General features: G+C 63.1%; 16 protein-coding genes. 8 read left to right on the top strand and 8 right to left on the bottom strand.

Annotated elements, in window-relative coordinates; genetic code table 11:
* The first annotated feature begins 631 nt into the window (after nt 1–631).
* The gene (locus J2X76_RS19870; RefSeq protein ID WP_310219019.1) at nt 632–952 is read left to right on the top strand and encodes a DUF1476 domain-containing protein; all 321 of its coding nucleotides are present in this window, start codon (nt 632–634) and stop codon (nt 950–952) included.
* A gap of 109 nt (nt 953–1,061) precedes the next feature.
* On the opposite strand, the gene J2X76_RS19865 is transcribed toward J2X76_RS19870, so the two are convergent.
* The 6 genes from J2X76_RS19865 to J2X76_RS19840 all read right to left on the bottom strand — a co-directional run bounded on the left by J2X76_RS19865 (nt 1,062) and on the right by J2X76_RS19840 (nt 8,281).
* Nucleotides 1,062–3,617 carry an EAL domain-containing protein gene (locus J2X76_RS19865; RefSeq protein WP_310219018.1) on the bottom strand — a complete coding sequence of 852 codons (2,556 nt, stop codon included), beginning with the start codon at nt 3,615–3,617 and terminating at the stop codon, nt 1,062–1,064.
* A gap of 126 nt (nt 3,618–3,743) precedes the next feature.
* Entirely contained in the window at nt 3,744–4,298 is a 555-nt protein-coding gene (locus J2X76_RS19860; RefSeq protein WP_310219016.1) for an alpha/beta hydrolase, read from the bottom strand.
* Nucleotides 4,299–4,329: 31 nt separating this feature from the next.
* Nucleotides 4,330–5,637: an adenylosuccinate lyase gene (gene purB / locus J2X76_RS19855; RefSeq protein WP_113129595.1), complete on the bottom strand. Its 1,308-nt coding sequence runs from the start codon at nt 5,635–5,637 to the stop codon at nt 4,330–4,332.
* 85 nt (nt 5,638–5,722) lie between these two features.
* Nucleotides 5,723–6,460 carry a DUF2259 domain-containing protein gene (locus J2X76_RS19850; protein WP_310219015.1) on the bottom strand — a complete coding sequence of 246 codons (738 nt, stop codon included), beginning with the start codon at nt 6,458–6,460 and terminating at the stop codon, nt 5,723–5,725.
* Nucleotides 6,457–7,146: a ribulose-phosphate 3-epimerase gene (gene rpe, locus J2X76_RS19845; protein ID WP_310219013.1), complete on the bottom strand. Its 690-nt coding sequence runs from the start codon at nt 7,144–7,146 to the stop codon at nt 6,457–6,459. The genes J2X76_RS19850 and rpe overlap by 4 nt, the downstream gene beginning before the upstream one ends.
* 61 nt (nt 7,147–7,207) lie before the next feature.
* Nucleotides 7,208–8,281, bottom strand: a complete 1,074-nt coding sequence (locus J2X76_RS19840) for a branched-chain amino acid ABC transporter substrate-binding protein (protein WP_310219011.1) — start codon at nt 8,279–8,281, stop codon at nt 7,208–7,210.
* 174 nt (nt 8,282–8,455) lie between these two features.
* On the opposite strand from J2X76_RS19840, the gene J2X76_RS19835 reads away from it, so the two are divergent.
* Genes J2X76_RS19835 through J2X76_RS19805 form a run of 7 tightly spaced genes read left to right on the top strand, consistent with a single transcriptional unit; the run spans nt 8,456 to nt 14,191 of the window.
* The gene (locus J2X76_RS19835) at nt 8,456–8,956 is read left to right on the top strand and encodes a flavin reductase (RefSeq protein WP_310219009.1); all 501 of its coding nucleotides are present in this window, start codon (nt 8,456–8,458) and stop codon (nt 8,954–8,956) included.
* A gap of 24 nt (nt 8,957–8,980) precedes the next feature.
* The gene (locus J2X76_RS19830; protein ID WP_310219008.1) at nt 8,981–9,922 is read left to right on the top strand and encodes a MoxR family ATPase; all 942 of its coding nucleotides are present in this window, start codon (nt 8,981–8,983) and stop codon (nt 9,920–9,922) included.
* A gap of 5 nt (nt 9,923–9,927) precedes the next feature.
* The gene (locus J2X76_RS19825) at nt 9,928–11,202 is read left to right on the top strand and encodes a VWA domain-containing protein (protein ID WP_310219007.1); all 1,275 of its coding nucleotides are present in this window, start codon (nt 9,928–9,930) and stop codon (nt 11,200–11,202) included.
* Nucleotides 11,199–11,525: an XdhC family protein gene (locus tag J2X76_RS19820; protein ID WP_310219005.1), complete on the top strand. Its 327-nt coding sequence runs from the start codon at nt 11,199–11,201 to the stop codon at nt 11,523–11,525. Before J2X76_RS19825 ends, J2X76_RS19820 begins: the two co-directional genes overlap by 4 nt.
* On the top strand, nt 11,525–12,220 hold the full coding sequence (locus J2X76_RS19815; RefSeq protein ID WP_310219004.1) for an XdhC family protein: 696 nt from the start codon (nt 11,525–11,527) through the stop codon (nt 12,218–12,220). The genes J2X76_RS19820 and J2X76_RS19815 overlap by 1 nt, the downstream gene beginning before the upstream one ends.
* Nucleotides 12,221–12,225: 5 nt before the next feature.
* On the top strand, nt 12,226–13,860 hold the full coding sequence (locus tag J2X76_RS19810; protein WP_310219003.1) for a molybdopterin-binding/glycosyltransferase family 2 protein: 1,635 nt from the start codon (nt 12,226–12,228) through the stop codon (nt 13,858–13,860).
* Between the two features lie 4 nt (nt 13,861–13,864).
* Complete coding sequence (locus J2X76_RS19805) at nt 13,865–14,191, top strand: TfoX/Sxy family protein (protein WP_113129605.1); 327 nt, start codon at nt 13,865–13,867, stop codon at nt 14,189–14,191.
* A 181-nt stretch (nt 14,192–14,372) separates the two neighbouring features.
* On the opposite strand, the gene J2X76_RS19800 is transcribed toward J2X76_RS19805, so the two are convergent.
* Both J2X76_RS19800 and J2X76_RS19795 read right to left on the bottom strand, forming a co-directional pair.
* Nucleotides 14,373–14,786: an NUDIX domain-containing protein gene (locus J2X76_RS19800; protein WP_310219000.1), complete on the bottom strand. Its 414-nt coding sequence runs from the start codon at nt 14,784–14,786 to the stop codon at nt 14,373–14,375.
* Between the two features lie 10 nt (nt 14,787–14,796).
* Complete coding sequence (locus tag J2X76_RS19795) at nt 14,797–16,344, bottom strand: DEAD/DEAH box helicase (RefSeq protein ID WP_113129607.1); 1,548 nt, start codon at nt 16,342–16,344, stop codon at nt 14,797–14,799.
* Between the last annotated feature and the right edge of the window lie 106 nt (nt 16,345–16,450).

Here is a 16,450-nt window from a genome sequence, read left to right as displayed (position 1 = left end):
AATGGATGATGTTTGAGCGGTCCCTTAACGGAAAAGAACAGGTTTCACAATGCGGGCCTCCGAAACCTTTGTGGGTGAGGGGTCTATGAAGCGCAATCGGGAATCATTGAGCTTCAGATTACACGGCTTTTCAAAGGTTTTGCTCCGGCAATCGGGATGTCCGGACCGAAAGGGAGGTAATGAACAGGAAAAGCCGGAACCATCATATGTCTACGCTCTTCGTGACCGGACCAGAGCCCTCAAGGGTAAATTTGGCTATGACAAGAGCTCGCCGTTCCGGGGGGCACTCCCGTCGCAACAGGCTGATGGAACGCAGAGCCGCATCCAGCCGGGCATTGCCGTTTCAAGCGCCCATGCACAGAATCTGGTGCTTTCCAGCTTCGACGGCAAGGTCCGCACGGCATAATCACCAAATGCGTCATGATTTCGGCGCCGTCGGCGTCGACGCTTCGCTTCATGGGCGGGGCGCGACCGGCCGGGGCGCTGCAGCCTGCGGCGATGGAACTTGCATCCGTCAAGTACCCGCCGGGAATCCGCGTCCGCCAGTGCCGGAATCGACAGCTCGCCGATTGCGCTTCGCTCCTCTTTTGATTATGGGGGTCCCGTATAAGTTCACTTTGGGAGACCCGAGATGAGTGGCCTCAGCGATCGCGAAAAAGCCTTTGAAAACAAGTTTGCCCTGGACCAGGAATTGAAGTTCAAGGCGCTCGCCCGCCGCAACAGGCTCGTCGGCCTCTGGGCGGCCGGTCTGCTCGGCAAGGCGGATGCCGACGCCGACGCTTATGCGAAGGAAGTCGTCGTTGCCGACTTCGAGGAAGCGGGCGACGAGGACGTGTTCCGCAAGCTGCGCAGCGATCTCGATGCCGCCGGCGTCTCCGTCTCCGACCAGGATGTCCGTGCCAAGATGGTGGAGCTTCTGGCCCAGGCGATCGATCAGATCGAAAACCAGTAAGCTGTATTTCACCAGCCTGATACGAGAGCTGCGTCCGGTTGGGCGCGGCTTTTCCGTATTCCGATGAATCGAACGCCGATCCAGGCGGATGGGCGCTGCGGTTGTTGGCCTACAGGCTTTCGGATGGCCGCCAGCGGCCGGAGCGTATGAAGTCCGGGATGCTCGCGCGTGGCATCGGCCTTGCAAGCGCATACCCCTGCAGGACGTCGCAGCCGAGGTCGCGCAGGATACGGATCTGTTCCGTGGTCTCGACGCCTTCGGCGACCACCTCGATATTCAGCGACTTGCCGATCTCTATGATCGACCCGACCATCTTCCGTTGCTTCTGCGACTGCGAGACGAGACGGACGAGTTCGCGGTCGATCTTCAGCGCCCGCGGATTGAGCCGCAGGAGGCTGATGATCGAGGCGTGGCCGGTGCCGAAATCGTCGATTTCGATATCGATGCCAAGCTTCCTGATCCGCGCGAGGTTCTTCAGCACATCGCCATCGCAATTGTCGAGGAAGATCGATTCCAGAAGCTCGAAGGACACCGTACCCGGCTCGATCCTGAGTTTCTTGAGCTTGCGCGACAGCGAAGCATCGTGCAGCCGCCGGTAGGAAACGTTGACCGAGAGTTTCGGGATCGAAAGGCCATGCGCCCGCCAATCGCGAAAATCGGCCAGCGCCTTGTCGAGAATGATTCCGTCGATCACCGAGACGGCGTCGAGCTCCTCGGCCATTTCGAGGAACTGGTCGGGAGACAGCATGCCGCGTTCCGGATGCATCCACCGCGCCAGCGTTTCGACCCCGGCGATCTCGAGCGTCGCCGCGTCGAACTGAAGCTGATAATATGGAATGAATTCGTCGCGCTCGAGCGCAAGAAGGATTTCGTCCGATATCCGCTTGGTGCTGATAATCGCGTTGTGGGTGTCGGCCGAGAAGAATTCATGCCGGTTGCGGCCGCGGTTCTTGGCCCGGTAAAGCGCGATGTCGGCGTTGAGGAGAAGCTGGCGCGCGTCGACCTCCGCGCCGGTATGGCAGGCGATGCCGATGCTGGCGCCGAAACGGCAGTCGTTGCCCTCGTAGGACACCGGCTTGCGCAGCTCCCCGATGATCCGGTCGGCCAGATGCGAGAGCTTTCGCGGCGAGCCCTCGAATTTCGACAGGATGACGAATTCGTCCCCGCCGATGCGGGCGACGAAATCGCCCTTTCGGATCGTGCCCCTGAGCACTTTCGCCGCATGCTTCAGCATCATGTCGCCGGCACTGTGACCGAGCGTGTCGTTGATCTGCTTGAAGCGGTCGAGGTCGATATGGAGGATCGCGATGCCGTGCCTGTCGCGGGCGCATTCGGCCGCGACGCGGTCCAGCATCTCGTCGAGATAACGCCGGTTGGGGAGGTCGGTCAGGTAGTCGTGCATCGCATTGTGCTCGATGCTGCTGCGGGCGGCCTCGAGATCGCGATTGCGCGCTTCCGCGAGGGTTTTTGCCCGTTCGAGTTCGCGGTGAAGGGCAACGTCCGCCGTGACATCCCAGTTGGCGCCGACCATTTTCGGGTGGCCGTTGCCATCGATGAAAGACATGGTGCGTGTGCGTACGACGCGTTCGGAGCCGTCCCGCAATATCACCCGGTATTGGTCCGAGAAGCGCTTGCCCTCTTCGATATGGTCGAGGACGTTTGCCTGAACGCGCGCGGCGTCGTCGGGATGCAGAAAACTCTCCCAGAGCCCGCCGATCTTCACTTCTTCGCTTTTTGCCAGCCCATAGATCCGGAACATGCGTTCGTCCCAGTCGACTTCGCCGGTGGAGAAGTCGGATTCGTAGACGCCGATGCCGGATATTTCGAGCGCCATGTCGAGCCGCCGCGACATCTGCGCGGTCTTCTCGTCTGCGGCCTTGCGTGCGGTAATGTCCGTGTCCGTGCCGACCACACGGGTCGCCTTGCCGGTCGCGTCCCACTCGACGCAGGCACCCCGGCATTCGATCCAGACCCAATGCCCCTGTTTGTGGCGTTCGCGATAATCGAAGACGGCATAGGCCGGGTCGCCGGCATTCTGCCGCGCCATGGCATGGATGACGCGGTCCCGGTCGTCCGGATGCACCAGCTTTAGCCATTCCTCGGTGCTGGCTGCCAGCGGATCCTCCGGTGACATTCCCCGGATCTGCCGCCACACCGGCGAATAGTATTTCTGGCCGGTTGCGTAGTTATGGTCCCAGACGCCCGATACGGAGCTGACCAGCGCGTTGTCCCAGCGGCTTTCGCGTTCGGCAAGTTCTTCGATCTGCAGTCTCTGGTCGGTGACGTCGGCCAGATGCACCGCAAACAGAAACTGGCCTTTGAGATTCTTGCCGAGCGGCGCGAAAGTGGTCACCGCCCATCGCGGCGAACCGGACGGGTCCAGGAACCGCAGTTCCAGGCGTTCTGAAGCGGAACCGATGTCCAGGCCTTCGATCGCCCGATGGAACCTGGCCTGATCCTGGACATGAAGAAGGGTCGACAGGGTCGCCGGCCGCTGGTTTTCCCCAAGCCACTCGCGTTTGAATGTGCCGTTTGCAAACAACAGCGCTGCGGCATGGTCGATGATGGCGATCGGGAAAGGGGCTGCCTCGAACACCGTCTCAAGAACGCCGATCTCGTCTCCGGGGCCGGAGTCCAAAGGGCGTGGGAGAACACTTGACGGCATCGGCACAGCCTGGCTCGCAACAAAATGAGCGGGCACTTTAGCAAGTGTCAATTAAATCCAGCTTAAAATTGCCGTTCGAATTGATGCACCCGGAAATTACGGGAGAATGCCAATTCCGTCGTGTTTTCAAGGCCTCAGGCGGCTGATGAATTGGGCAAAAACCATCGTGCCCTCCGGCCATGGCCCATGGCCGGATTCCTGGTTGATGTGGCCGGCCTCGCCGGCATCGACCAGCATCGAACCCCAGGCGGACGCCATGTCGTCCGCATGTTCATAGGAGCCGAAGGGATCGTTGCGGCTTGCGACCGTCAGCGACGGGAAGGGCAGCGGATCCCGGGGATAAGGGCCGAAGGTCAAAAGGTGCTTCGGCCGGATGGACGGATTGTCCACTTCCGGCGGCGCCACGAAAAAGGCGCCGGCCACCGGCTTCGTGAACAGCGGGACGGCGTGGACGACCGTCGGGATGCCGAGCGAGTGGGCGACGATGACGACGGGGCGCGTCGCGCGGTTCACCTCTTCGGCGACGCGGGCGATCCAGTCCTCGCGGACCGGCTTCGACCATTCGTCCTGCTCGACCCGACGGGCCGTCGTGAGCTTCTGCTCCCAACGGGTCTGCCAGTGATGCGGCCCGGAATTGGTGTAGCCGGGGACGATCAGTATATCTGCTTCGGATGCCTTCATGGCGCCTATCTGTGTTCGCCGACGGTCAAGATCAAGCCTCGCCGAAAACGCGACGGAAGATCGTGTCCACGTGCTTGGTGTGATAGCCGAGGTCGAATTTCTCGCGCAGGTCCTCTTCGGAAAGGGCGGCGCGGACTTCCTGGTCGGCGAGCAGCTCCTCGAGGAAATCCTTGCCTTCTTCCCAGACCTTCATGGCGTTGCGCTGCACGAGGCGGTAGGCGTCCTCGCGGGAAGTGCCGGCCTGCGTAAGGGCAAGCAGAACCCGCTGCGAGTGAACAAGTCCCCGGAACTTGTTCATGTTCTTCATCATGTTCTCAGGATAGACGAGCAGCTTGTCGATCACGCTGGTCATGCGTGCCAGCGCGAAGTCGAGCGTCACGGTCGCATCCGGGCCGATCATGCGTTCGACCGAGGAGTGCGAAATGTCGCGCTCGTGCCAGAGCGCCACGTTTTCCATGGCCGGCAGCGCGTAGGAGCGCACCATGCGGGCAAGGCCCGTCAGGTTTTCGGTCAGCACCGGGTTGCGCTTGTGCGGCATCGCCGAGGAACCCTTCTGGCCCGGCGAGAAATATTCCTCCGCTTCGAGCACTTCGGTGCGCTGCAGGTGGCGCACCTCGATCGCAAGGCGCTCGATCGACGAGGCGATGACGCCGAGGATGGCGAAATACATGGCGTGACGGTCGCGCGGGATGACCTGGGTGGAGACCGGTTCCGGCTTCAGGCCCATGGCGGCGGCGACGTGTTCCTCCACGCGCGGGTCGATATTGGCGAAGGTGCCGACGGCGCCCGATATCGCGCAGGTGGCGATCTCGTCGCGGGCTTCAAGCAGACGCGTCTTGTTGCGGTCGAATTCCGCATAGGCCTGGGCGAGCTTGACGCCGAACGTGGTCGGTTCGGCGTGGATGCCGTGGCTGCGGCCGATCGTGACCGTGTCCTTGTGCTCGAAGGCGCGACGCTTCAGTGCTTCGAGCAGCTTGTCGATATCGGCGATCAGCAGGTCGGTGGCGCGCACCAGCTGGACGCTGAAACAGGTGTCGAGCACGTCGGACGAGGTCATGCCCTGGTGGATGAAGCGGCTGTCGGGACCGACGAATTCGGCAAGGTGGGTCAGGAAGGCGATGACGTCATGCTTGGTGACGGCTTCGATCTCGTCGATGCGCGCGACGTCGAAGGTGGCGCTGCCGCCCTTTTCCCAGATCGTCTCCGCCGCCGATTTCGGGATCACGCCGATTGCCGCCAGCGCATCGCAGGCATGGGCCTCGATCTCGAACCAGATGCGGAACTTGGTTTCGGGCGACCAGATGGCGACCATTTCGGGCCGCGAGTAACGGGGGATCATGGGCTTGTCGTTTCCTTCACGAGTGTCGGCTGCGCTGTAGCAAGAAGCGCGGCGAAGCTCAAGTTTTTGAGGCGATCAAACGGGATCAGGGTGCCGTCTTGAGCGGAATGGCGATCCAGCGTCCGTTCTGGCCCTCGAAACCGGCGCTGAGGACCATGACCAGAGCGACTTCCACCGCTGCGCCTTCAAGCGATGCGCCGCTGACGACGCCGGCGAGCCGGTATCCGGTCACGCAGCCGCGCGAGGGGGGGATGCGCTGGTCCTCGTGGACCACGTCGTCGACCGGTTTTCCGTCGCGCTCGGTAAAGCGCAGGCGGAAGGAAACCATCTTGTCGACAATGCCCTCGCATTGCGGGCCGAGCGGCTGCGAGACCTCTTCGAGGACGAGCGTGTTGGCTTCCCCGACGGGCGGCATGGCCGGCACGCTGCGATACCGAAGCTGATGCGGGTCGGTGCCGATTTCGGTGATCGGGTTGAAGGCGACGAGCTCGCCCGGATGATTGGTGAGCTCATGGGTCTCGACCACCACATCCGCAGCGTTGTGGACCTGCCAGCGGGCCTTAGCGACCGTTGCGCCATCCTCTTCCAGCCGGACCCGGAACGGCGTGCCGGGCAGATAGGTGTCCTTGTTGAGGTCGAGCGCGTAGATGTTCGCATAGGGGAAACCGGATCCGTCCTGGATGCCGTATTCCTCGAAGGCGAAGACGGCGCCGTCGGCGGAAAAGCCGATGGGGCGCACGCTTGCGATATCGGCAGCGGATGTGGAACCGGCAAACAGCATTGCCGCAAATGCAGGAACCGAAGATCGCAAGCGTGGTATCATCTGCGTCCGTCCTCCGCCGCAGCTTTCAGCCGCGCGATATTCTCACGATAGGCCGCGATTCCATCACCTTTGTAAACTGCGGATCCGGCAACGAAGACATTGGCCCCCGCGGCCGTCGCCGCACCGATCGTGTCTGCGGTAATGCCGCCGTCGACTTCCAGTTCGATCGGCCGGCTGCCGATCATCGCCTTGGCGGCGCGGATCTTGTCCACCATCGCCGGAATGAACTTCTGGCCGCCGAAACCCGGGTTGACGCTCATGATCAGGATCAGGTCGATGTCGTCGAGCACGTTTTCGATGGCGGAAAGCGGCGTTGCCGGGTTGAGGGTGACGCCGACCTTCTTGCCGAGCGAACGGATGGTCTGCAGCGAACGGTGCAGGTGCGGCCCGGCCTCGACATGGACGGTGATACTGTCGCAGCCGGCCTTGGCGAAGGCTTCGAGATAGGGATCGGCCGGGGAGATCATCAGGTGGCAGTCGAAAAAGGCCGTGGTGTAGGACCGCAAGGACTTGATGACGTCGGGTCCGAAAGAGATGTTCGGCACGAAATGCCCGTCCATCACGTCGAGATGGACCCATTCGGCCCCCGCATCGACGGCGTCGCGAACTTCCTGGCCGAGCTTGGAAAAGTCGGCGGCGAGAATGGAGGGAGCGATGCGGATCGGCAGGTGCGGGGCGAGCGTCATGGGTCGAAAATCTCCGGTTGTCGGCGCTCCCTCTAACATTGCGGCGCGGGCGGAACAATCGTCAGTCGGTCGCCGGGCGTGAGAGCATGAACGTCGATCCACGCCATTCCAGCAGGCGGAACGGATTGTCCTTCAGTTCATGGCCGCGATCGAAGGCGATCGGGCCGATCACGGTATTGAAGGAGCGGCTGCCGATCGTCTGCACCAGCGGCTGGCCCGCGGCCGCGGTCACCGCCTGGTGAACGAGTTCGGCAGCGGCATAGGCGGGCAGCATATAGCCGTCGGCATCGATGTTTTTCGCACGCAGCGCGGCGACGGCGGCAGACGCCGAGGGCAGGGCGGCATAATCGGGAAGCGCGACGGCCAGAACACCGTCGCGCAACGGAACCGGGCGGTTGGCCGCACGCAGGTTGTCACCGCCAAGCAAGGTCAGCGGAATGTTTTCGGAAGCGCCGTCGCGGGCGATGATCGCCATGTCGTTGCGGTCGCCGCCGACGAAGACATGGCTCGCGCCTGCCTTGGCGAGGCGGCGCACCAGCGCCACCTGTTGTTCCTGGCCCGGCCGGAACGTGTCGGTGAAGATCGGGGTTATGCCCATCGGCTCGAGACGTTGGCGGATGGCGCTCGCAAGCTCGCGGCCGTAGATCGTGCCGTCCTCGACCAGCGCGATCGGTTCCGCCTTCCAGATGCTCAGAATGGTCTCGGACAGTTTTTCCGCCTCGTCGCCTTCGGCCGGCGCCATGCGGAAGAACGGCCAGCCGTTGCGCAACGTGTCTTCCATCAGGATCTTCGAACGCACTGAGATCGTGAGGGCCGGGATCTGGGACGCCTTGAGCATCGGCAGTGCCGTAGACAGCGTCTCGACACAGAGGAAACCGATGGCGGCGGACACTTTCGCATCGGTGAGGGTTTTGGCGGCGGCAGCGCCGCCATTCTCGTCGCAGCTCTCGTCGATCTCGACGATCGTATCGCCGCCCGCCTCCGCCGCCGCGCGCGCGCCTGTAAAGACCTGGGTGCCGAGCGGCGCATATGGACCGGAGCGTGGCGCCACGACGCCGATCACTGCCGCCGATGCCGGTCCGCATCCGAGAAACGAAGCCAGCAGTCCGGCGATGATGAAACGTCGTGCTGTCATGTTTTCCCTGGGATTCTTCTTCGAACTGACATTTAGCTTTCTGATCGCAGCCGTCAAAGAGAATCGGCTTTTGAAGGTAAAAAGCCGCAACTCCGATGGACAACTAGCGCCTTTGCCACCATATCTCGCAGAGTAATGCGGGACTGACATCAGCCCCCGGATGCCTTTCAAGAGATGCCTTTGACGGACCAGCCTCTTCTCGATCCCGTCCACTACCGAAACGGCATGGCGCGATACGCTGGCCATGTCCAGGTTGTGACGACGGAGTTCGAAGGCGTGCGCCGCGGCGTGACGGTGACGGCAGCCTGCTCGGTTTCGGACAATCCACCGACCGTGCTTGTCTGCCTCAACGGCAGCAACGTCAACAATGCCATATTCGAGAGGAGCGGCATTTTTGCGTTGAATTCGCTGGCGGCGCATCATCAGGCCCTGGCGACGGGTTTTGCGGGGTTGAGCGGCGTGCCGGCCGACGAGCGGTTTGCGCTCGGGGACTGGAAGACATTGGTGACCGGTGCCCCGGTGCTTGCAGACGCGGTCGTCAGCTTCGATTGCCGGCTGACCGACATAAAGCGGGTTTCGACCCATTTCGTCATGTTCGGCGAAGTGAAGGCCATGCATCTCGGCGAGGCGAACCCCTCGCTCATCTATCTGGACCGCGGCTTTCGTACATTGTAGAACGCCGTTTGAAAGGGCTTAATTATGGCGCAAGGAAAAACGGGCAGTCTGTCCACCTCCATCCCGAGCTCCATCGACGAGACGATCGCGCTTCTGGGCGCTGAGGATTATCTTGCCGGCCGCTCGCTCGGCACGGTGATTTTCCTGGCGCTGAAGATGAAACGCCCGCTCTTCCTCGAAGGTGAGGCGGGCGTTGGCAAGACCGAGATCGCCAAGGCGCTGGCCAAGGGCCTGGACCGGCCGCTGATCCGGCTGCAGTGTTATGAAGGCCTCGACATTTCCTCGGCCGTCTACGAATGGAACTACCCGGCCCAGATGCTCGACATCCGGCTTTCGGAGGCGTCCGGCATCAAGGACCGCACGCGCATCGAAGCGGACCTTTTCTCCGAACGCCATCTGATCCGCCGGCCGGTGCTGCAGGCGCTCGGCCAGCCCGGAGGCCCGGCGCCGGTCTTCCTGATCGATGAACTCGACCGCACCGACGAGGCGTTCGAAGCCTTCCTGCTGGAAGTGCTGTCGGACTTCCAGGTGACGATCCCCGAACTCGGCACGATAAAGGCGCAAGAACCGCCGATCGTCATCATCACCACCAACCGCACCCGCGAGATCCACGACGCGCTGAAGCGGCGCTGCCTGTATCACTGGGTCGATTATCCGGATGCGGCCCGGGAGCTGGAGATCATTCGCCGCAAGGTGCCGCAATGTTCGGAAACCCTGTCGCGGCAGGTGGTCGCCTATGTGCAGAAGCTGAGGACGATCGATCTCTTCAAGAACCCGGGCGTCGCCGAAACCATCGACTGGGCGACGGCGCTGACCGAACTCGACCGGATCGCGCTCGATCCGGAAACGATCGCCGACACGCTCGGCACGCTTCTGAAATACCAGGACGACATCGCCCGTATCAGGGGCGGCGAGGGCGAAAGGGTGCTTTCCGAAGTCAAGGCAGAACTTCTGGCGGCGGGATAGGGATCATGGCGGCTGGCTTCGGCAACGACGGATTGATCGTCCCGCCGGTCCCGGCCGGCGCGGGGAGGCGCGACGATGGCCGGCTTGCGGACAATCTCGTCTATTTTTCCCGCGTGCTGCGCCGCGCCGGGTTGAAGACCGGGCCCGCCGCTGCCGCCGATGCGATTGCCGCGGTCGACGCGATCGGCATCGGTTCCCGCGAGGAGTTCCACGCGGCGTTGTCGGCCGTGTTCGTCAAGCGGCACGAGGATCAGCCGGTCTTCGACGAGGCGTTCCGCCTGTTCTGGCGCTCACGCGACCTGGTCGGCAAGATGATAGCGATGATGTCGCCGAAGGCCGCCGACAATCGCGAACGGGAAAAACAGAAGGCAGGCGCCGCCCGCGTCAGCGAGGCGCTCACCGCCGATCAGCCGGAAACCCCAAACCGCAGGAAGCCGCCAGAGATCGAAGTGGACTCCCGCTTCACGACCTCAGCAAGCGAAATCCTCAAGCGCATGGATTTCGCCCAGATGAGCGCGGCGGAACTGGTCCAGGCGCGCCGCGAAATGGTCAGGCTCGCCCTGCCGCTCGACAAGGTGGCGACCCGCCGTTTCCGTCCGTCCAATCACCCGCCAAAAATCGATCCGCGCGCCACCATGCGCCAGGCGATGAAGAGCGGCGGGGATCTGATCCTGCCACGGTTTCGCGAGCGCAAAACCGAACCGCCGCCGCTGGTCGTGCTTGCCGACATTTCCGGCTCGATGAGCCAATATACCCGCATCTTCCTGCATTTCCTGCATGCGCTCACCGAAAAGCGCACCCGGGTGCATACCTTCCTGTTCGGCACGCGGCTGACCAACGTCACCCGCCAGATGCGCCGCCGCGATCCGGACGAGGCTTTGTCCGGCTGCACCGATGCGGTGCGCGACTGGTCGGGCGGAACCCGGATCGGTGCGACGCTTGCGGAATTCAACCGGCTCTGGTCGCGCCGCGTGCTGGGGCAGGGCGCGGTCGTGCTCCTCATCACAGACGGCCTGGAGCGCGAGGGCGTCGAGGAGCTGGAACGGGAAATGGACCGGCTGCACCGTTCCTGCCGCCGCCTGGTCTGGCTGAATCCGCTGCTGCGCTTCGACGGGTTCGAGGCGCGGGCGCGCGGCGTGCGCGCCATGCTGCCGCATGTGGACGAGTTTCGCGCCGTCCACAATTTACAATCGCTTGCCGATCTCGCCGCCGCGCTGTCGGATGACCATACGAAGGCCGCGGACCCGCGGCGCTACTTGAAGATGAGGAGGGTCGCATGACTGTTTCCGAAATTCTGGACCCGCTGCTGACCGCCGAGAGCTGGAAGCATGCCGGCCGCGACGTGGCGATTGCAACGGTGATCGAAACCTGGGGTTCGGCGCCGCGGCCGACCGGCAGCCATCTCGTCATCGACGGCGAAGGCAATTTCGAAGGTTCCGTCTCGGGCGGCTGCGTCGAAGGTGCGGTCATCACCGAAGCGCTCGAGGTGATCGAGAGCGGCACCCCCAAGATGCTGGAATTCGGCGTCGCCGACGAAACCGCCTGGCGGGTCGGCCTGTCCTGCGGCGGCCGCATCCGGGTCTATGTGGAAAGGCTCGGCTGATGCAGCTCGAAACACTGACGAAGCTCAACGCCGCCAGGCGTTCCCGCAGGGCTGCCGTGGTCGTGACCGATCTCGCCAGCGACGCGGTGATGGTGATCCTCGAAGGCGAGGCCGCCTCCGGTCCGCTTGGCGAGGAGATCGCCAAGGCATTTCGCAGCGGCAAGGCCGGCACCGTCGAGATCGAAGGACAGTCCCTGTTCCTCAATGTCCACCTGCCGCCGCCGCGCATCGTGGTGATCGGCGCCGTGCATATCAGCCAGGCGCTCGCCAGGCTGGCTCCGGTTGCCGGATATGACCTGACGATCATCGATCCGCGCACGGCCTTTGCGACGGAAGAACGTTTCGAGGGCGTCGAACTGATCGCCGATTGGCCTGAAGACGTGCTGAAGGTTCGCCCGCTCGACGCCTACACGGCGCTGGCCGCCGTTACCCACGACCCGAAGATCGACGATTTCGCGCTGTCGGAAGCGTTGAGGGTGGGGTGCTTCTATGTCGGCGCTCTCGGCAGTCGCAAGACCCATGCAAAGCGCGTCGAGCGGCTGAAGGAGATGGGCCGCACCGAAAACGAGATCGGCCGTATCGCAGCCCCGATCGGGCTCGATATCGGTGCCGCGAGCCCCGCCGAAATCGCGCTCGCGACGCTTGCCCAGATCGTCCAGGCGTTTCGCCGGCGCGATCTCGTCACTGCGGGGTGACGCGCATGCGATACGGGACGTTCGAACTTGGCGAGGCGGAAGGCGTGGTTCTCGCCCACAGCATAAGGCTCCCCGCGGGCCGCATGCCGAAAGGGCAGATGTTGTCGGCGGATGATATCGCGCGGCTTTCGGAAGAAGGCGTCCAATCCGTGGTCGCAGTCCGGCTCGAACCGGGCGACATGCTGGAGGACGACGCGGCGCAGGCGATTGTCGAGGCGATCGCGCCGGACAATCTGCGTTTCTCGGAGGCGACCACCGGCCGCGTCAACATTTATGCCAAGGTTGATGGGCTGTTCATCGCCGACAAGTCGGTGGTCGATGCGCTGAACCGCATTGACCCGGCGATCACGCTTGCCTGTCTTGCCGACCATGTGGCCGTGCGCGCCGGCGACATGGTGGCGACCGTCAAGATCATTCCGCTTGCCGTGAGCGGCGCAAAGGTCACTGCGGCGGCGGCGCTGCTGGCGGAATCGGTCGCTTTCGAGGTAAAGGCCTTCCGTCCCCGCGCGGTGACGCTGATCGCGACCGAACTTCCTTCGCTGAAGGTGTCGGTCATGGACCGCACCGCCAAACTGCTGGAGCAGAGGCTGGCGCCATCCGGTAGCCGGCTAATCAAAGAGATCCGGATTCCGCATTCCGCGACCCGGCTCACTGAGGTTCTTCAACGCCTTAACCTCGACGAAACTGATGAGCCGGCTATGATTATCGTATTCGGCGCTTCGGCGGTGGCCGATCCGGAAGATGTCATTCCCGCCGCCATCCGCGGCGCGGGCGGCGAGGTGGATCACGTCGGCATGCCTGTCGATCCGGGCAATCTCCTGGTGCTCGGACGGATCGGCAATGTCCCGGTGCTGGGCGCGCCCGGCTGTGCCCGCTCGCCGAAGGAAAACGGTTTCGACTGGGTGCTGAACCGGCTGATGGCCGGCGAGACGCCGACCTCCTTCGACATTACCGGCATGGGCGTCGGGGGATTGCTGATGGAAATCCCGACCCGGCCAAGGCCGCGCGATGCCATGGGCGGAAAAGCGGCGACGCTGTCGGTCGGCGCGCTGATGCTCGCGGCCGGCCAGGCGCGGCGCATGGGCAAGGACGGGCCGCACAAGCTGCTCGCCGAGTTCGGCGGCGTTCCGCTCGTCCGCCGCACCGCCGGAATACTGCTGGCATCCGAGGCCTCGCCTGTCGTCGCGGTGATCGGCCATCGCCGCGACGAGATCGAGATGGCGTTGTCCGGCTTGGGGCTGCGCTCCCGTTTCAATCCGGACTACGGCTCCGGCATGGCAAGTTCGCTGGTTTCCGGCTTTTCAAGCCCTGAACTGGCCGGGAAGGACGGCATTCTGGTCATGCTGGCCGACATGCCGGGCGTCACCACGGAGCACCTGAACATGCTGATCGCGGCCTTTCGCCAGGCCGGTGGCGGTGTCGTGGTCCGTTCTGTCTCGGATGGAAAACGCGGCAACCCGATCATCCTTCCACGCATAGCTTACGATGCCGTATTGCGGCTGGAAGGCGATGTCGGTGCCCGCGCGATCATCGAAAACTCGGGGCTTTCGGTGATTGACGTGGACATCGGGCCTGCCGCGCATCTGGATGTCGATACACCCGAGGCGGTGACGGCCGCAGGCGGCGTTTTGAGAAGGTAGGCGAATGGACAATCGCGACATCGAGGAAATGTTCGAAGGGCTTGGGCCCGTTTCGATCCGCCGCATGTTCGGCGGCAAAGGCATCTATTACGATGGTTTGATCGTCGCCATCGACCTGCGCGGCGAGATCATGCTGAAGGCCGATGCGGTGAGCGCGCCGGAATTCGAAGGCGCCGGCGCCAAGCAATGGTTTTACGAGGGAAAGAAGGGCAAACCCGTGCTGATGCCCTACTGGTCGGTGCCGGAGGACGCGTTTGACGATCCCGACGAGATGCGGAAATGGGTGCGACTCGCCTTCGAGGCCGCCGTCCGTTTCAACGCGAAGTCCTGAGTTCGTCCTCAAGTACTAGATTTAGCATCTTGATTGGCAGGCTATGAAGCGCCTACCGTCCGCTTCGTATTGAGGGACGTGGACTGCCTTATCTTTCGATCGGGGGCCCGTCCGGAAATTCTGTCAAAATGATTTCATCAAGTCGGCCGCTTCGGTTCTCCGAAGCGGCTTTCGTTTGATTTCACCTTGGAAGATGGGCAAAGGCTCTGGCGGAAAAGGCCGAAAGCGGCTGCGGCGGATCGTTCGGATCGAACCAGCCGATGTCGGACAATTTGTCCGGCTCCGTGAGCGAAGGCTCGCCGGTGAAATCACGGGTCATATAAATCAGCGAGACCCAGTGCTGCCGGTCGGCCTCGATGATTTCCTCCGCCATGCAGAGAAAGTCGACCTTGCCGATCTTGAGGCCGGTTTCCTCCTCCGCCTCGCGGCGGGCGGCCTCGGACGAAGGCTCCATCGGATCGACCTTGCCGCCGACAATGTTCCAGAAGCCCGCTTCCGGCGCCTTCAGCCGACGGCAAAGCAAAACCTTGCCGTCGTCGCGCAGGATAACGAGCCCGGCGCCGACGCCGGGGAAATCAATGCCGGGTTTTGCCACGGACGTTTTTTCAGGCTTTCGCGGCGTTCGCGACGATCAGCATGAAAGCCGGGATGTCGTCGCCGAAGCCGACCGGGGTCGGGCCGTCATCATGGTCGCGGTGGTAGCGCTGGCGACGCTCGCGGTTGTCGTCGTTGGCGGGTGCCGGGCTTGGCCGCGTGTGCCGGTTGCCACCATTGTTCTGGGGCTTCCTGTCTGCCTTGCGCTCCGGTTTCACGTTTTCCACCCTAGCTTCCACAAATGCCTCTTCGACTGCTTCAATCGGATTATCTTGGATCTTCGTGTCAGCCTTGTGACTCGAATCCCCGCGTCCAGAATCGGCACGTGCCGAATCGCTTCGTCTGCCGCGGCCGCGCTCCTTATCACGATCGCGACCCTTGCGGCCACCACGTTCGTTGTCATGGCTTTCCATGGGGGCGGGCAGGGCGGAGATGTCGCCGTTCAGCCATTCGATCTTCTCGTTGATGAGCTTTTCGATGGCGTCGAGATATTTGGTGTCGGAGCGGGTGACGAGGGTGAATGCCCGGCCCGAGCGGCCGGCGCGTCCGGTCCGGCCGATGCGGTGGACATAGTCTTCCGCATGGATCGGTACGTCGAAGTTGAAGACATGGCCGACATCCGGCAGATCGAGGCCGCGCGCGGCGACGTCGGACGCGACCAGAAGCTGGATATTGCCGTCGCGGAAATTCTGCAGCATCGTCGTACGGGAGCGCTGGTCCATGTCGCCATGCAGCGCGCCGACCGAGAAGCCGTGCCGTTCGAGCGAACGGAAAAGATCCGCCACGTCGACCTTGCGATTGCAGAAGATGATCGCGTTCTTGAGGTCTTCCTGGGCCTTGATGAGATCGCGCAGCACGGCGCGCTTCTCGTAATCCTTGTTGTGCGAAGCCACGAGCCGCTGCGTCACCGTCTTGGCGGTCGAGGAGGGCTTGGCGACCTCGATCCGTTCCGGGTTCTGCAGGAAGCGGTCGGCGAGCTTCTGGATTTCCGGCGGCATGGTCGCGGAGAAGAACAGCGTCTGGCGGGTGAACGGGATCATCTTGGCGATCCGTTCGATATCCGGAATGAAGCCCATGTCGAGCATGCGGTCGGCTTCGTCGATGACGAGGATTTCGACGCCGGTCATCAGAAGCTTGCCGCGTTCGCAATGGTCGAGCAGCCGGCCGGGCGTGCAGATCAGCACGTCGGCGCCGCGCTCGAGCTTGCGGTCCTGCTCCTCGAACGATACGCCGCCGATCAGGAGCGCGACGTTGAGCTTGTGGTTCTTGCCGTATTTCTCGAAGTTTTCGGCGACCTGGGCTGCGAGTTCGCGGGTGGGCTCGAGGATCAGGGTGCGCGGCATGCGGGCGCGGGCGCGGCCCTTTTCCAGAAGCGTCAGCATCGGGAGAACGAAGGAGGCCGTCTTGCCCGTGCCGGTCTGCGCGATGCCGCAGATATCGCGGCGCTGCAGCGCATGCGGGATTGCTCCCGCCTGGATCGGCGTGGGGATCGTATAACCCGCGTCTGTGACAGCGGAGAGGACTTTCTGGCTCAGGCCAAGATCAGCAAATGTGGTCAAAGGGAATTCTGTTTCCGTTCCGGTTCTTCGCGAACACTATGGGAGTCGGCGCATGCCGGCCGACAACTGGCCCGCGACATAGGACCAAAATGTCCAAAAGTCAAGG

The organism is Neorhizobium sp. 2083, from assembly GCF_031455615.1.
GTDB lineage: Bacteria > Pseudomonadota > Alphaproteobacteria > Rhizobiales > Rhizobiaceae > Neorhizobium.
This window is presented reverse-complemented; position numbering and strand designations above follow the sequence as displayed.

Bases quoted from the DNA above. Each gene is read 5' to 3' on its own strand.
- J2X76_RS19870 (WP_310219019.1), top strand. From the start codon at position 632: ATGAGTGGCCTCAGCGATCGCGAAAAAGCCTTTGAAAACAAGTTTGCC.
- J2X76_RS19865 (WP_310219018.1), bottom strand. From the start codon at position 3,617: ATGCCGTCAAGTGTTCTCCCACGCCCTTTGGACTCCGGCCCCGGAGAC.
- J2X76_RS19860 (WP_310219016.1), bottom strand. From the start codon at position 4,298: ATGAAGGCATCCGAAGCAGATATACTGATCGTCCCCGGCTACACCAAT.
- purB (WP_113129595.1), bottom strand. From the start codon at position 5,637: ATGATCCCCCGTTACTCGCGGCCCGAAATGGTCGCCATCTGGTCGCCC.
- J2X76_RS19850 (WP_310219015.1), bottom strand. From the start codon at position 6,460: ATGATACCACGCTTGCGATCTTCGGTTCCTGCATTTGCGGCAATGCTG.
- rpe (WP_310219013.1), bottom strand. From the start codon at position 7,146: ATGACGCTCGCCCCGCACCTGCCGATCCGCATCGCTCCCTCCATTCTC.
- J2X76_RS19840 (WP_310219011.1), bottom strand. From the start codon at position 8,281: ATGACAGCACGACGTTTCATCATCGCCGGACTGCTGGCTTCGTTTCTC.
- J2X76_RS19835 (WP_310219009.1), top strand. From the start codon at position 8,456: ATGCCTTTGACGGACCAGCCTCTTCTCGATCCCGTCCACTACCGAAAC.
- J2X76_RS19830 (WP_310219008.1), top strand. From the start codon at position 8,981: ATGGCGCAAGGAAAAACGGGCAGTCTGTCCACCTCCATCCCGAGCTCC.
- J2X76_RS19825 (WP_310219007.1), top strand. From the start codon at position 9,928: ATGGCGGCTGGCTTCGGCAACGACGGATTGATCGTCCCGCCGGTCCCG.
- J2X76_RS19820 (WP_310219005.1), top strand. From the start codon at position 11,199: ATGACTGTTTCCGAAATTCTGGACCCGCTGCTGACCGCCGAGAGCTGG.
- J2X76_RS19815 (WP_310219004.1), top strand. From the start codon at position 11,525: ATGCAGCTCGAAACACTGACGAAGCTCAACGCCGCCAGGCGTTCCCGC.
- J2X76_RS19810 (WP_310219003.1), top strand. From the start codon at position 12,226: ATGCGATACGGGACGTTCGAACTTGGCGAGGCGGAAGGCGTGGTTCTC.
- J2X76_RS19805 (WP_113129605.1), top strand. From the start codon at position 13,865: ATGGACAATCGCGACATCGAGGAAATGTTCGAAGGGCTTGGGCCCGTT.